The sequence below is a fragment of the Sorangium sp. So ce385 genome, assembly GCF_051474135.1.
Classification (GTDB): Bacteria; Myxococcota_A; Polyangia; order Polyangiales; family Polyangiaceae; genus Sorangium; species Sorangium cellulosum_D.
In genome coordinates, this window is record NZ_CP150337.1 from 6,113,814 (window position 1) to 6,127,572 (window position 13,759).

Sequence of the window (13,759 nt, forward strand, 5' to 3'; positions counted from 1 at the left end):
CGCGGCGAGCGCTTCGCCTGCGCGGCGAGCGCTTCGCCTGTGCCCCGGCCCGTCCGACGCTGGCGGATCCAGCCCCGCCATGCTAGCGGCAGCCATGCTCTCACCCCGTCGGGACTTCGTCGTCATCCTCGATTTCGGCTCTCAGTACACGCAGCTCATCGCCCGGCGCGTGCGCGAGTCGGGTGTCTACTGCGAGATCCACCGCTTCGACGTGCCGATCGCCGAGCTGCGCCGGCTCGCCCCGCGCGCGCTCATCCTCTCCGGCGGCCCCGCCAGCGTGTACGGGGACAACGCGCCGCACTGCTCCCGCGAGGTGCTGGAGCTCGGCGTCCCGACGCTGGGCATCTGCTACGGCCTCCAGCTCATGGCGCACCACCTCGGCGGCAAGGTCGAGCGCGCGCACACGGGGGGCGAGTACGGCCCCGCCACGGTGCGGATCGACCGCCCGACCGGCATCTTCTCCCGCTTCGCCGAGGGCGACTCCATCGACGTCTGGATGAGCCACGGCGATCGCCTCACGTCGATGCCGGAGGGGTTCGTCGCGCTCGGCACCACGGCCGGCAGCCCGCTCTGCGCCGTCGCCCGCGAGCGCGACAAGCTCTACGGCCTGCAGTTCCACCCCGAGGTCGTCCACACCCCGCGCGGCAAGGAGATCCTCCAGGCGTTCCTCTTCGACGTCGCCGGCCTCTCCCCGACGTGGACGCCGGCGTCGTTCGTGGAGGAGGCGATCGCCGCGGTCCGCGAGAAGGCCGGCCCGCACGACCGCGTCATCCTGGGCCTCTCGGGCGGCGTCGACTCCTCGGTCGCCGCGGTCCTCTGCCAGCGCGCCCTCGGCGACCGGCTGACGTGCATCTTCGTCGACAACGGCCTGCTGCGCGAGGGCGAGGCCGAGACCGTCGAGCGGACGTTCCGCGGCCACTTCCACATGAACCTCGACGCGGTCGACGCGTCGGCGCGCTTCCTCGAGGGGCTGCGCGGCGTCGTGGATCCCGAGCAGAAGCGCAAGGTGATCGGCCGCCTCTTCATCGAGGTGTTCGAGGAGGAGGCGAAGCGCGTCGAGGGCGCGAAGTGGCTCGTCCAGGGCACGCTCTACCCCGACGTGATCGAGAGCGTCTCGTTCAAGGGGCCGAGCGCCGTCATCAAGAGCCACCACAACGTCGGCGGCCTGCCCGAGCGGATGAACCTCGGCCTCATCGAGCCGCTGCGGGAGCTCTTCAAGGACGAGGTGCGCGCCGCCGGCGAGGCGCTCGGCATGCCGCGGGAGATCCTCTACCGCCAGCCGTTCCCCGGCCCGGGGCTCGCGGTGCGGTGCCTCGGCGAGGTGACGCCGGAGAAGCTCCGCGTGCTCAGGGCGGCCGACACGATCTTCGACCAGGAGATCCGCGCCGCCGGGCTCTACGAGTCGCTCTGGCAGAGCTTCTGCGTGCTCCTCCCGGTCCGCTCGGTGGGCGTGATGGGCGACGAGCGCACCTACGACGAGGCGATCGCGCTCCGCGCGGTGCACTCGACCGACGGCATGACCGCCGACTGGGCGCGGCTGCCCTACGACCTCATCGCGCGGGTGAGCTCGCGCATCATCAACGAGGTGCGCGGCGTGAACCGCGTGGTGCTCGACGTGTCGTCGAAGCCCCCCTCGACCATCGAGTGGGAGTGACGATGGCCGGCGGCAACGCGAGGCGGCCCCGCGCCGCGCTGGCGCTCCTCCTGCTCGGGCTCTCGTCGTGCGTCGCGCGGACGCCGGCCACGGTCTCGCTGCGGATGAAGGGGAACGTGCCCGACGCGTCGGTCACGATCGACGACCAGTACATCGGCGCGCTCGCCTACGTCGCCGCCCGCGGCGTCGCGCTGCCGCCCGGCGCGCACCGCATCACCGTGGAGAAGGCCGGCTACTTCGCCTGGGATCGCCTCGTCGAGGCGAAGAGCGGCGACCCGCCGCTCCAGCTTCAGGTGCAGCTCACGCCCGTGCCGGACTGACGCCTCGCCGGGCAGACGCCGCTCGGGCCATGAACGCGGTCGCCTCGTCGTCGCCTCGCGGGCGCGCGACGGCGCAGGACGAAATCATCTCCAGGCGCTCTCCGTAATCCAGGGAGATGGATGCGCGCAGCGCGCATTCGCCTTCAACCTCAGGCTTACGGTGGACAGGAACATGCCGAATCGGACCCGTCCGAGGGCGCTGTCGCGCGCGCCTTCCACGCAGAACATGGCCCGGCGCGCCCGCCGGCGCGCCACCCTCGAGGTGTGCGGTCCCGGGAGTCACCGCCCGGGAGGCCGCCTGTTTCATGCCCTGTGCGATCTCGCGGATCGCTTCCTGCAGCGCCGGGGGGATCCGCGCGCGACGCAGCTCGGCACCGTGCTCTTCTATGTCGCGTTCCACGGCGCTCGAGCGGCCGAGGACGAGGACTTCCGCCTCTCGCTCCGGACCTCCCTGGACATGCTCGTCGAGCTCGAGCCGCTCGAGCGATGGCAGCGCCCGCCTCCGGCGTCCGATCCGCCCGCCGGCCGGCCCGCGCCGCGCCCCTACCCCACCTACGCCGGCGCGGATTTCCCGCAGGTGCGGGGGGCCGGATGACGTCGCCCTCGCCGCCTTCTCCGCCGGCGCACCCGTCGTTCGAGACGGTCTACGCCGTGGGCCTGCCGTTCTTGCACCGCGCGCTCCGCTGGCTCGGCGTCGAGACGAACGATGTCGACGACATGCTCCAGGAGATCTTCCTCGCGGCCCACCGAGCCCTGCCCGGCTACGAGCCGTGGCGTTACCACGGCGCGCCCTCCCCCGGGCTCCCCGCGGACGGGCCGCCGCCCCTGCGCATCACGCCCGAGGCGGCGCTGCAGCGGTGGCTGTTCGGCATCGCGTGGCGGAAGATGAGCCACTACCACGCGCGCGCTCACCGGCGCCGCGAGATCCCGTCCGGCGCCGGCGCGTCCTGGCCGTTCGACGGGCGCGATCCGACGCCGTCGCCGGAGCAATCGCTCGCGAGCGACGACCGCGCCGAGGTCGTGACGGCGCTGCTCCGGAAGGTCGCGCCCGAGCGGCGCGTGATCCTCGTGATGTACGAGATGCTCGGCGTCGCGGTCGCGGACATCGCCCGCGAGCTCGAGCTCAAGGAGAACACGGTCCGCTCCCGCCTGCGCCTCGCCCGCGAGGACTTCCGCGCCGCGGTCGCGCGCCAGTCGTCCGAGCGCCGGAGCGCCCTGCGTGCCCTCACCGCGTCGGAGCGCCCCCTCCACGCCGCGGCCGCGTCCTTGCTGCGCGCCGCGGCCGTGTTCCCGACCGTCCCCGCGGCCGATGCGGGCGCGCTCTGGCTCCGTCTCCAGCACCGGATCGCGATGTGCGACGGCGCTGCCGACGCGCCCGCCGTCGTCACCACCTCGCCGCGGAGCGGCGAGCGCCCGACCTCGCCGCGGAAGGGCGAGCGCAACAAATATGAAGCGGACGACCGCACTGTCAGCTTGACGCCCCCGCACGTTTGTGTAGTCTCCGCCCCCCTCGCAGAGAAAGTCCTACGATCATGGCCAATACTCCGAAGTGGAATGTCCGTCTGCGTCACGAATGGCTCGCCACCCCGCTCAAGAAGAAGCGCCTGAAGCGCTGCCAGAAGGCGCGGATCGGTCTCCTCGACGCGGAGCAGCGCAAGGCCGCCAAGCAGAAGCCGGCCCCGGTTGAGCAGCCCGCGGGCTGACCATCCGACCACCGTGCGGCGATAACCGGACCGGCCGCGCGAACGCCTCGACATCGCATACCGATCGCGGTTCGGTAGGTCGGCGCCCTCGCGCGGCGCGATCCGTGGTAGCGTCGCTTCGCGGTGTTCGCCCGCGCGTTGGCGTCGAATCGTCGGTCCCCGCCTCCGGCGAGGATCGACCCGGATCCATGGGAGCGAGGCCCTGAGCGTGTCGGATTCGAGCTTTTCGCCCGGTCGCTCGGGCAGCCCTGCCGTACCCGCGTCCCGCGCTGCTGGCGGCGCGCCCCCGTCGCCTCCTGAGGAGGGCGAGGGCCCGACCCGCGTCATGAGCGACACGGAGCGGCAGGCCGCCCTGGCCGCCGTCCGCGCCGCACAGGCCCAGGCCGCCGCAGCCGCATCCCCGTCCACGACCGCGGAGACGGTGCGCCCGCCTCCTCCCCCGGGGGGAAGCGCGGCGGCGCACGACGTGGCCCCGGTGACGGTCCGGCCCCACAACGTCCCCATGGGACCCGCTGCGGCGGCGCACTACGCGACCGCCGATACGGTCCGTCCCCCCGCTCCGCCTGCGGCGAGCGCGCCGGGCGAGCCGCCGGTCGAGGCGGATCCGCTGGTCGGCACCACGGTGGCCGGGGCGTACCGCATCGTCCGCCTCCTCGGAGAAGGCGGCATGGGCCGCGTCTACGAGACGCACCACACCCGCATCCCGGGCAAGCGCTTCGCCCTGAAGACGCTCCACGCCGAGCTCGCCCAGCAGCCCACCATCCTCGCGCGGTTCCAGCGCGAGGCCGAGGCGGCGGCGTCGGTCCGGAACCCGCACATCGTCGAGATCTTCGACGTGAACCGGCTGAGCGACGGCCGGCCGTGCATCATCGCCGAGTACCTGGACGGCCAGGGGCTCGGCGAGCTCCTCGCGGCGTCCGGGGGCCGGCTGCCGGTCGGCACCGCGGTGCGGATCGCGCGCGAGGTCTGCGACGGCATCGCGGCCGCGCACGCCGCGGGCGTCGTGCACCGGGACATCAAGCCGGAGAACATCTTCCTCACGGGCGACCCGGCGTGCCCCACCGTCAAGGTCCTCGATTTCGGCATCTCGAAGACCTCCGCGCCGTCCGGGCTCACGCGGACCGGCATGATCCTCGGAACGCCGGCCTACATGGCCCCGGAGCAGGCCAAGGGGGACGAGATCGACGCGCGGGCCGACATCTACGCCGTCGGCGCGGTCCTCTATCACGCGCTCACCGGGCAGCGCCCCTTCGAGCGCAGCGACCCGACGGCGATGCTGCTCGCCGTCATGACCGAGGAGCCGCCGGCGCCGCGGACGGTGAACCCGGAGATCCCGCCGGACCTGGAGGTCATCGTCCAGCGCGCCATGGCGAAGGAGAAGGAGGGCCGCTACGCCTCGATGGCCGAGCTCGCGAGCGCGCTCGCGCCGTTCGAGGAGGCGCCCCTGCCCGCGCAGCCGCCCAGCGCGCGCGCGTCGCTCGCGCGCCCGTCCGTGACGCTCGGCAGGCCCTACGCGCTCTCGCAGGCCTTCGGCGTGCCCGGGTCGGCTGCGTCCGAGGCGTACCTGACGCGGCAGATGGTCTTCCTCTCGGCGAGCCTCGGCCTCGGGTGGCTCGGCGCGGGGCTCGTCAGCTGCCTCGCCGGCCTCGCGCGCGCGGCGCGGAGCGACAGCGCCGCGCTGTCGGGCCAGGGCGCCACGCTGCTCACGCTCGGGGTCCTGTGCGCCCTGTTCGGCGTCGGGCTGCTCGGCGGCTTCTACGTCTTCCGCCACGTCTGGCGGGACGACACGAAGCTGAGCGCGCTCGCGCCGCGGCTCACGACGCCCGTCGTGCTCGCCCTCGTGGCCTACGGGGTGGCGTCGCTGCTCGTGCGGCTGCTCGAGGCCGTGTTCCTGCAGCGCGCCGTCGGCATCGCATGGCCGGTCTGGGACGCGCTGCTCTTCCTGATCAGCGTGGGCGCCGCGCTCGCGGCCGCGCTGTTCCAGTGGCGAGCCGAGCGGCGATGAGCCCGCGGCCCGGCCGCGCGACGCCGCCCATGGGCCGCAGCCAGCGCCTGTGTTAGGGGAGCGGGGCATGCCGCCGCAGGCCTCCGGGACCAGCGCCAGCCAGGGCAGCCCCCCCGATCGACCGGGCTCGCTCCCCGGGACGACCACCGTCCTCACCGCGGGCCGCGGCGCCCCGGCCGGCCGCGCCGCCCTGCTCTCGCGGGCGCCCGCCGCGGCGCGATGGCTGGTGGCCGGCGCGGTCGCCGTCGTGGCCCTCGTGCTCGGCGCCGCCCTGCTGCGCGACGACGGCTCGCTCGCCCGGATCGAGGCTGCCGTGAACGCCGAGCGCGCGGGGCCCGCGGGCTCCGCGCCCCGGCGACCGGTGGCGCCGCGGCCGAGCGACGCGGTCCCCGCCGACGAGCTCGCCGCTGCGGCCGCGGGCGGCGTGCTCCAGCTCGAGGCGCTCGCCGCGCGCTACCCCAAGGATCCGTCGATCTTCCGGGCGCTCATGCTGCGCCACGCGCTCCCGCCCCCGTACCACGCCGCCGCGCTCGCGGCGGCGAAGCGGCTCTTGGAGCTCGATCCGGGGGCGGCGGCGGACGACGACGTGAAGCGCGTCGTCTCGAGCGCCGCCGGCGGCCCTCCCGAGGCCGCGTCGGCCGCGCTCGACCTGATGGCGACCGGCATGGGGGGCCACGGGGCCGACCTCCTCTACGAGCTCTCGATCGGCAGCTCCGCGCTGAAGGAGCGCGCCGCGAAGCGGCTGGCCGAGGCCGCGGTCCTCGCGCGGGCGACGCCCGCGCTGCGCGTCGCGCACGAGCTCCGCGCCGCGCCCTCCTGCAAGGCGCGGCAGGCGCTCCTGGGGCGCGCGGCGGCCGACGGCGATCGGCGCGCGATCGACGCCCTGACGCCGCTCGTCTCCAGCAAGAGCAAGGGGTGCGGCTTCCTGGGGATGAGCCGCTGCGCGGCGCCGTGCGCCTCGATCGCGAAGGAGATCAAGGCGGCCATCCAGGCGATCGAGGCGCGCGTCGGGCCGTCGCCCGGGGCGGCCGACGCGCCGGAGAGCCGGTGATCGCCCGCGCGCGCCGATCGCGTTGACCGAAGGTTGCGCGGGTGGGAGCCTTGCCATATCAGGGCTCAACGCATGTACGTTCCTGCTCAACCTTGGTCGCCTGATTCATGGCGTGAACGTCCCAACGCGGCGCCCATGCCGTACGACGATGCCGCGGCCGTCGACGCGGCCGTCGAGAAGCTCCGGGCGCTGCCGCCGCTCGTGACCTCGTGGGAGGTCGAGCGGCTCAAAGGCCATCTGGCCCAGGCGCAGCTCGGCCGGAGGTTCGTGCTGCAAGGGGGCGACTGCGCGGAGACGCTGGACGACTGCCGCCCGAACATCGTCACGAACAAGCTGAAGATCCTGCTGCAGATGTCGCTCGTGCTGGTGCACGGCGCCCGCCGGCCGGTCGTGCGCCTCGGGCGCTTCGCCGGGCAGTACGCCAAGCCGCGATCCAGCCCGATCGAGACGCGCGACGGCGTGAGCTTGCCGAGCTATTTCGGGGATCTCATCAACCGCGCGCCCTTCGAGGCCGTCGCCCGGCGCCCGGATCCGGGCCTGATGGTGGCGGGATACCAGCACGCGGCGCTCACCCTGAATTTCATCCGGTCCCTGTCGGAGGGCGGCTTCGCCGATCTGCATCACCCGGAGTACTGGGATCTGAGCTTCCTCGAGCGGGCGGATCTGCCCGGCGAGCTGCGCGAGCGTTACCAGCGGATGACCGAGCAGGTCGGGGAGGCCCTCCGGTTCATGGAGGCGCTCGCCGAGGTGCCTGTCGGGGAGCTGTCGCGGGTCGAGTTCTTCACGAGCCACGAGGGGCTCAACCTGCATTACGAGTCGGCGCAGACGCGGAAGGTCGCGCGCCGCCCCGGCTACTACGACCTGACGACCCACCTGCCCTGGATCGGCGAGCGCACGCGGCAGCCCGACGGCGCGCACGTCGAGTTCTTCAGCGGCGTGGCGAACCCGGTGGGCATCAAGCTCGGCCCGAAGACGGTCCCCGGCGAGGTGATCCGCCTCCTCGACCGGCTGAACCCGGCGGACGAGCCGGGCAAGATCGTGCTCGTCGTGCGCATGGGCGCGGGCCGGGTGCGCGAGGGGCTCCCGCCGCTCATCGAGGCGGTGCGCTCGGCGGGGCGCAAGGTCCTCTGGATGTCCGACCCGATGCACGGCAACACGCAGACGACGGCCGGCGGGATCAAGACACGGAATTTCGAGGACATCCTCACCGAGATCGAGGCGAGCTTCGAGGTGCACGAGGCGCTCGGGTCCCACCTCGGCGGCGTCCACTTCGAGCTCACGGGCGACGACGTGACCGAGTGCATCGGGGCGGGGCTCACGGAGTCCGATCTCGACCGGCGCTACGCGAGCCTGTGCGATCCGAGGCTGAACTACCGCCAGTCGCTCGAGATGGCGTTCCGCATCGCCCACCGCATGTCGGAGTCCTCCCGGCGCTCGAAGGGCTGAGCGCCGGCTCCGCCCCGGAGCGGCGCTCGGACGAGAATCGGACGATGAGAGATGAATTGCCAAGGCGCCAAGGGCGCCAAGAGAAGAAAAGCATCTGAGTTCTCTCGGCGCCCCTGGCGCCTTGTTTTTCTCACTTTCATCGAGAGCACAGCGCACTTGCCGTGATTCCCGCTGTGGCCTCGACAGGTCTCGCGGTATTTCAACCCTCTCGCGTGCTCCGAGCGCTCCTCACCAGGAGCAGGAGACGCCCGCTGGCGATCCGTCGAGGCTGCCCCAATGAACTCGCGCAGGGGGTAGCTCGCCATGCAGAACATCTCGACAGAACAGGGTGAGAGCCGACAGGGAGAGGGACAGACCATCACGGAGAGCTCGTTCGAGGGACAGCAGCGCTCCGCCGCCTGCCCGACGCTCCTCGAGTCTTTCCTGCCGGTGGCCGACATCGTCTTGAACGAGCAAATCGTGGTGATGGCGACGCCGGAGGCGACGTACGCCGCGCTGAAGCGGGTGGACTTCGCGAGGAGCCCCTCGCTGCTCCTGCGCGCGTTCCTCGCGCTCCGCGTGGCCGAGGCGCGTCGCGCCCGGCGCAGGCTCCGGCTCGCGCCGCTGCCGGCGCCCGCGCGCGTGTCGCTCCAGAACGTCGAGGACTACGGCCAGGTCAGGCTCGCCGAGAAGGAAGGCTCCGAGATCGTCGTCGGCGCGATCGCGCGCCCGATGAACGCGAAGAGCCTGTACGTCAGGCGGTCCGCCGCCGAGTTCAAGGCGTTCGACTGCCCGGGGTACATCAAGGCGGCGGGCAGCTACGTCGTGACGCCCCACGGCCAGCGCCGGACGATGCTCTCGTACGAGGTGCGGATCCGCGCGACCGACACGCGGACGCGGCGGCAGCTGTTCCTCTGGGACGCGCTGACCGCGCCGCTCATGAGGGCGGTCACGCGCCAGACGCTCCGCTACGCCGCGAAGGTCATCGAGCGCCAGTGCGCCGCGCCGGCGCACCGCCAGGCCCTGTAGCTCCGCCCGCCAAGAGGTCCGGCCAAGGATGGCCGGACGTCGCACGCGCGGCGCCGAGCGCCGGAGCGGCAGGCGCGCGGGGCCCGCGGAAGCGCGGCCGCGCGCGCCTTGCGCGCCTGCCCTCGCTCGTGCACCCTTCGCAGCGAAGGAGGCCCGCCATGCGCCCGATTGCATCGACGAGCCTCGGTCTGACGCGCCGCTGAGCGCGCCAGCGAGGCTCACATCCCCGAGCTCATCTCGCGTGTCGCTGGAAACCGCGCGGCAGACGCGTGGGTGCGTCGCCGCGCCCTCGGGAGCATGGCATGGGCAAGGATCGATCGCGGAGCCGCGAAGACGCGCGCTCCGTCGTGGATGCAGGTTCGTTGTTCGGTGGGACGGCGGCGCGGAAGGCGCAGCGCAAGGAGCGCCAGCTCTGCCGTCAGGTGCAGGAGGCGGTGAGCGACGCGCTCGCCGCGCTCCGCGATGACGTCCTGCAGGACGTCTGGGTGGTACAGGTGGAGCCGGCGCCCGACGCGAGCCGGCTCGCTGTGGTCGTGCAGGTCGGGCCGGGCACGCCGCCGGACGCGGCGGCGGCGCGGCTCGCGCGGGTGGCCGGCTACGTGCGCGCCGAGGTGGCGGGGGCGATCACGCGCAAGCGCGCGCCGACGCTCGCCTTCCAGGTGATGCCGCCGGAGGAGGAGCCGTGAGCGCGCGCATCGCCGCGTGGCTCCCGGACGGCGCGGGCGCGGCGCTCGACGCCTCGCTCGCGCGGCTCGCGCGCACCGAGGACGTCGCGCACGTCGCGGTGATGCCCGACGCGCACGTGGCCGACGACGTGTGCGTCGGCACGGTGACCGCCACGACGCGCCGCCTCCTCCCGGCGGCGGTCGGCGGCGACATCGGGTGCGGCATGGTCGCGCTGCGGCTCCGCGCGGGCGCCGATCTGCTCGCGGATCGCGACCGCGCGGCGCGGCTCCTCTCGGGGCTCTGCCGCCGCGTCCCGCACGTCCTGCACCCGGCCGCCGGCGCCCCGCCGCTGCCGGACGACCTCGCCGAGGCGCGGCTCGGCGCGCCGCGGCTCGAGGCGATGAAGCGCCGCGAGGGCCGCATGGAGCTCGGCACGCTCGGCCGCGGAAACCATTTCCTGGAGGTGCAGCGCGACGAGGAGGGCGCGCTGTGGCTGCTCCTGCACAGCGGCTCGCGCGCCATGGGGCCGGCGATCCGGGAGCACCACGAGGCGCTCGCGGCGCGCGATCCCTCGGGGGTCCGCTTCCTCGAGGCCGACAGCGAGGCCGGGCGCGCGTACCTCGCCGACGCGGCGTGGGCCGCGAGCTACGCGCGGGCGAGCCGCGCCCGGATGGCGGCCGAGGCCGCGGGGCTCTTCGGCGAGCTGTTCGGTGTCGAGGTCGACGCGCCGTCGCGCATCGAGGTCGATCACAACCACGTCCGGCGCGAGGAGCACGGCGGGCGCGCGCTCTGGGTGCACCGCAAGGGCGCCATGGGGCTCCGCGAGGGCGAGCTGGGCGTCGTGCCCGGGTCGATGGGGAGCCCGAGCTTCCACGTGGCGGGGCGCGGCCACCCCGACGCGCTCGGGTCGTCGGCGCACGGCGCCGGGCGCGCGCTGCCCCGGGGCGAGGCGCGCCGCCGCATCGGCGCGCGGCAGCTGCTGCGGGAGGCCGAGGGCGTGTGGTTCGATCATCGCCTCGCCGACCGGCTCCGCGAGGAGGCGCCCTCGGCTTACAAGGACATCGGCGCGGTCATGCGGGCGCAACGCGCGCTCGTGCGCGTCGTCCGCCGGCTCCGGCCGGTGCTCGTCTACAAGGCGCCGTGAGCGCGACGCTCACGGCCGCTCGTACAAGGCGCCGTGAGCGCGACGCTCACGGCCGCTCGTACAAGGCGCCGTGAGCGCGACGCTCACGGCCGATCGAGCGTGAAGACGGGCGACGTCCACGTGTCCCAGTGCGCCTCGTTGTCCGGATCGCCGAGCGCCCTGAGCGCGCGGAGCTTGATCCGATAGTCCCCGTCCGGGACGACGGTCGGCCGCCCGTCGAGCTTCGTCGTGCCCTTCCATCCGTACCGCGTGACCGCCGTCGCCGACGAGCTCTGGCCGACGTGCGAGAGCGAGAGCGCGCGCCCCCACGGCTTCGCGGTCGCGGCCTCGACAACGTCGAGGGTCACGCGCTCCGCGCCGTGGTCGAAGTGGACCATCACGTACGGCACGTCGTCCGACGCCAGCGTGTAGGTCGCGCCGCTCCGCTGCGGGACCATGCGCGTCCCGCTCAGCTTGCCGAGCCACGGCGCCTCGCTGCCCGACAGCTTGAGGACTGGGACGCTCTGGTAGTCGCCCTTGAAGCCCGCGTACGGCACCCGCAGCGGGCCGTCGGCCGCGCCGCCCCGCGGGGTGAACACGAGGTAGCCGCCGAACAGGCCTCCGTCCGCGAGCGCGTCGCTCGCCCTGACCGTGACGGTGACGGTCGCGCGCCCGCGGGCGGGCACGGTGACGCTCGTGGCGCTGAAAGCGACGACCGCGGCGCCGGCCGTCGCGCTCGTCGGCCTCCAGTGATCGCCGCCGGTCGCGCACGCGGCGGGCGCGTGCGACAGGTCGTAGGTGACGTCGTGCGCGGCCGCGTTCTCGAGCGTCAGCGTGCGTGCGGCGGGGCCGGCTGCGCTCTCGCCGAGCGCGAGCTTGCCGGGGCTGATCACGGTCGTCGCGCGGATCGCCCGGTCGACGCGGATCACCCCCGCCCCCTGCCGGTGCGCTCCCTCGGGCACCTGCCCGCTCGGATCGCCGCTCCGCGGCGCGGGGACGGCGCTGTTCTGCAGGACGTCGCGCACGCGCGGCGCCGAGAGCTCCGGGCGCGCGTCGAGAAGCAGCGCGACGGCGCCCGCCACGTGCGGCGCCGCCATCGACGTGCCGCTGAGCGTGTCGTACGAGCCCTGCTCGACCGGGACCGTCGAGTAGATCGCGCCGCCGGGCGCGGCGAGGTCGGGCTTGAAGGAGAGCGCCGCGCTCAGGCCGTGCGAGCTGAAGCCGGAGATGAGGCCCGCCGTGCTGCTCTGCGCGGCCACGGCCCGATCGGTCCAGCTGTGGGTCAGCGGCCCCGCGTCGAGGCGCGCGCTCAGCAGCTCGCCGTCGGCCTGCGCGATCCCCACCACCGGGATCGAGATCGGGCCGCCCGCCGCGACCGACGGGTTCATCACCCCGCCGCGGTCGTTGTAGATCACGACGCCGGCCGCGCCCGCGGCCTGCGCGCGCGCGGCCTTCTCGTGGAAGGGGCAGCCGCCGCGCCGGACGAGCGCGATCTTGCCGGCGAGGCTGCCCGCGGGGAGCTCGTCGCACGCGTCGCGCGCGCTCGCGGGCGTCCCGGTGCGCGCGAGGGGTGCGCTCCCCGAGAGCGGCGGGGGCGGGCTCCCCTCCGCGCGCGTGTAGCCGATCGCCGCGTTGCCCGGCGCCACGGTGAACGACAGGCGGGTCACGCGGGTGCCGTCGATCGACGCTGCGCCGATGACGGCCTCGCCCACGCCGGGCGCGCCCGCGGCCCAGAGCCCCTTCTCGCCGCTGTTGCCGATCGACGCGACGACCACGACGCCCCGCGCGACGAGCGCGGTCGCCGCGGCCGCGGTCGGGTAGTCGGGCCACTGGAACGGTGTTCCGATGCTGATGTTGACGACGTGCATGCCGTCCTCGGCGGCCCGCTCCATCGCCTTGAGGATGATGTCGGCGCGCGATCCGCCGCGGCAGCCGAACACGCGGTAGGCGCCGAAGGTCACGCCCGGCGCCACGCCCTGCACGATCCCGTTCGCCCCGATGATGCCGGCGACGTGCGTGCCGTGGCCCAGGCAATCGTCGGGGTCGCCGTCGGGCGCCGGCGGCTTGCTCGCGTCGCTGGGGACGAAGTCGTCGCCGACGAAGTCGTGGCCGAACGCCACGCGGCAGCCCTGGCCGAAGCAGCCGCCGAGATCGGGGTGATGGTAGTCGACGCCGCTGTCGATCACGCCGACGCGGATGCCCTCGCCGGTCACGCCGAGGTCGCGGCGCACGAGGTCCGCGCCCGACATGTCGCTCGCGACGGCGAGGTCCGGATCGACCGCGGTCGCGGCGCGCGCGACGTCGAGCTCCACGGGCACGACGGGGTAGACGGCCTTGACCCCGGGCATCTCGGAGAGCGCGACGGAGCCCCCGCGCGCGACGCGAACGGAGAGGCCGTTCCAGAGCTCCTCGAACGAGAACCGGAGCGTGTACCGGAGCCCGCGCTCCACGGCCGCCCGCCGGAAGAGCGCCCGCTCCTCCTCGGCGAGGCCCTTCACGCGCGCGCGCCCGCCGCTCCTCGCGGCCGGCGCGCCCTCGAGCTCCACGAACCAGAGCTCCGTCGGCTCCTCGGGCGCGAACGTCGCCTCGCCCGCCGCCGCGCCGTCCGGAGGGGCGTTGTTCTGGCCCGCCCCCTCGACTCCAAGCTCTCCGCTGCACCCTGAAAGAGCGATGTGGAGGCAAGCCAGACCGAACCAGCGCACACCGTATTTCAGTAGCCCTGTTCCGCGCGTGCCGATCATTGAGTCAGCTATGTTCGATGGCGCGAATCGGTCAAGCGAGAG

At 74.0% G+C, this 13,759-nt stretch carries 11 protein-coding genes; 10 read left to right on the plus strand and 1 reads right to left on the minus strand.

Annotated features, from left to right (window positions below):
• Positions 1-79 precede the first annotated feature (79 nt).
• The 10 genes from guaA (at position 80) to WME83_RS22260 (ending at position 10,997) form a co-directional block, all read left to right on the plus strand.
• Positions 80-1,654, plus strand: a complete 1,575-nt coding sequence (gene guaA, locus WME83_RS22215; RefSeq protein ID WP_437321289.1) for a glutamine-hydrolyzing GMP synthase — start codon at positions 80-82, stop codon at positions 1,652-1,654.
• Positions 1,655-1,656: 2 nt separating this feature from the next.
• Entirely contained in the window at positions 1,657-1,974 is a 318-nt protein-coding gene (locus WME83_RS22220) for a PEGA domain-containing protein (protein WP_437322026.1), read from the plus strand.
• 172 nt (positions 1,975-2,146) lie between these two features.
• Positions 2,147-2,569 carry a hypothetical protein gene (locus tag WME83_RS22225; RefSeq protein WP_437321290.1) on the plus strand — a complete coding sequence of 141 codons (423 nt, stop codon included), beginning with the start codon at positions 2,147-2,149 and terminating at the stop codon, positions 2,567-2,569.
• Positions 2,566-3,582 (plus strand): RNA polymerase sigma factor, encoded by a 1,017-nt coding sequence (locus WME83_RS22230; RefSeq protein ID WP_437321291.1) that lies wholly within the window; start codon positions 2,566-2,568, stop codon positions 3,580-3,582. Before WME83_RS22225 ends, WME83_RS22230 begins: the two co-directional genes overlap by 4 nt.
• A 420-nt stretch (positions 3,583-4,002) precedes the next feature.
• Complete coding sequence (locus WME83_RS22235) at positions 4,003-5,682, plus strand: serine/threonine-protein kinase (RefSeq protein ID WP_437321292.1); 1,680 nt, start codon at positions 4,003-4,005, stop codon at positions 5,680-5,682.
• Between the two features lie 67 nt (positions 5,683-5,749).
• Complete coding sequence (locus WME83_RS22240; protein WP_437321293.1) at positions 5,750-6,733, plus strand: hypothetical protein; 984 nt, start codon at positions 5,750-5,752, stop codon at positions 6,731-6,733.
• 135 nt (positions 6,734-6,868) lie between these two features.
• The gene (locus WME83_RS22245; RefSeq protein WP_437321294.1) at positions 6,869-8,179 is read left to right on the plus strand and encodes a 3-deoxy-7-phosphoheptulonate synthase class II; all 1,311 of its coding nucleotides are present in this window, start codon (positions 6,869-6,871) and stop codon (positions 8,177-8,179) included.
• A gap of 303 nt (positions 8,180-8,482) precedes the next feature.
• Positions 8,483-9,187 (plus strand): hypothetical protein, encoded by a 705-nt coding sequence (locus tag WME83_RS22250; RefSeq protein ID WP_437321295.1) that lies wholly within the window; start codon positions 8,483-8,485, stop codon positions 9,185-9,187.
• Between the two features lie 362 nt (positions 9,188-9,549).
• Entirely contained in the window at positions 9,550-9,873 is a 324-nt protein-coding gene (locus tag WME83_RS22255) for a ribosome-binding factor A (RefSeq protein WP_437321296.1), read from the plus strand.
• Complete coding sequence (locus WME83_RS22260; protein ID WP_437321297.1) at positions 9,870-10,997, plus strand: RtcB family protein; 1,128 nt, start codon at positions 9,870-9,872, stop codon at positions 10,995-10,997. The genes WME83_RS22255 and WME83_RS22260 overlap by 4 nt, the downstream gene beginning before the upstream one ends.
• A gap of 83 nt (positions 10,998-11,080) precedes the next feature.
• Here WME83_RS22260 and WME83_RS22265 read toward each other — a convergent pair whose 3' ends face one another.
• Positions 11,081-13,678 (minus strand): S8 family serine peptidase, encoded by a 2,598-nt coding sequence (locus WME83_RS22265; RefSeq protein ID WP_437321298.1) that lies wholly within the window; start codon positions 13,676-13,678, stop codon positions 11,081-11,083.
• Positions 13,679-13,759: the final 81 nt, after the last annotated feature.

Excerpts from the sequence above, each read along its gene's own strand:
- guaA (WP_437321289.1), top strand. The coding sequence starts at position 80 with ATGCTAGCGGCAGCCATGCTCTCACCCCGTCGGGACTTCGTCGTCATC.
- WME83_RS22220 (WP_437322026.1), top strand. The coding sequence starts at position 1,657 with ATGGCCGGCGGCAACGCGAGGCGGCCCCGCGCCGCGCTGGCGCTCCTC.
- WME83_RS22225 (WP_437321290.1), top strand. The coding sequence starts at position 2,147 with ATGCCGAATCGGACCCGTCCGAGGGCGCTGTCGCGCGCGCCTTCCACG.
- WME83_RS22230 (WP_437321291.1), top strand. The coding sequence starts at position 2,566 with ATGACGTCGCCCTCGCCGCCTTCTCCGCCGGCGCACCCGTCGTTCGAG.
- WME83_RS22235 (WP_437321292.1), top strand. The coding sequence starts at position 4,003 with ATGAGCGACACGGAGCGGCAGGCCGCCCTGGCCGCCGTCCGCGCCGCA.
- WME83_RS22240 (WP_437321293.1), top strand. The coding sequence starts at position 5,750 with ATGCCGCCGCAGGCCTCCGGGACCAGCGCCAGCCAGGGCAGCCCCCCC.
- WME83_RS22245 (WP_437321294.1), top strand. The coding sequence starts at position 6,869 with ATGCCGTACGACGATGCCGCGGCCGTCGACGCGGCCGTCGAGAAGCTC.
- WME83_RS22250 (WP_437321295.1), top strand. The coding sequence starts at position 8,483 with ATGCAGAACATCTCGACAGAACAGGGTGAGAGCCGACAGGGAGAGGGA.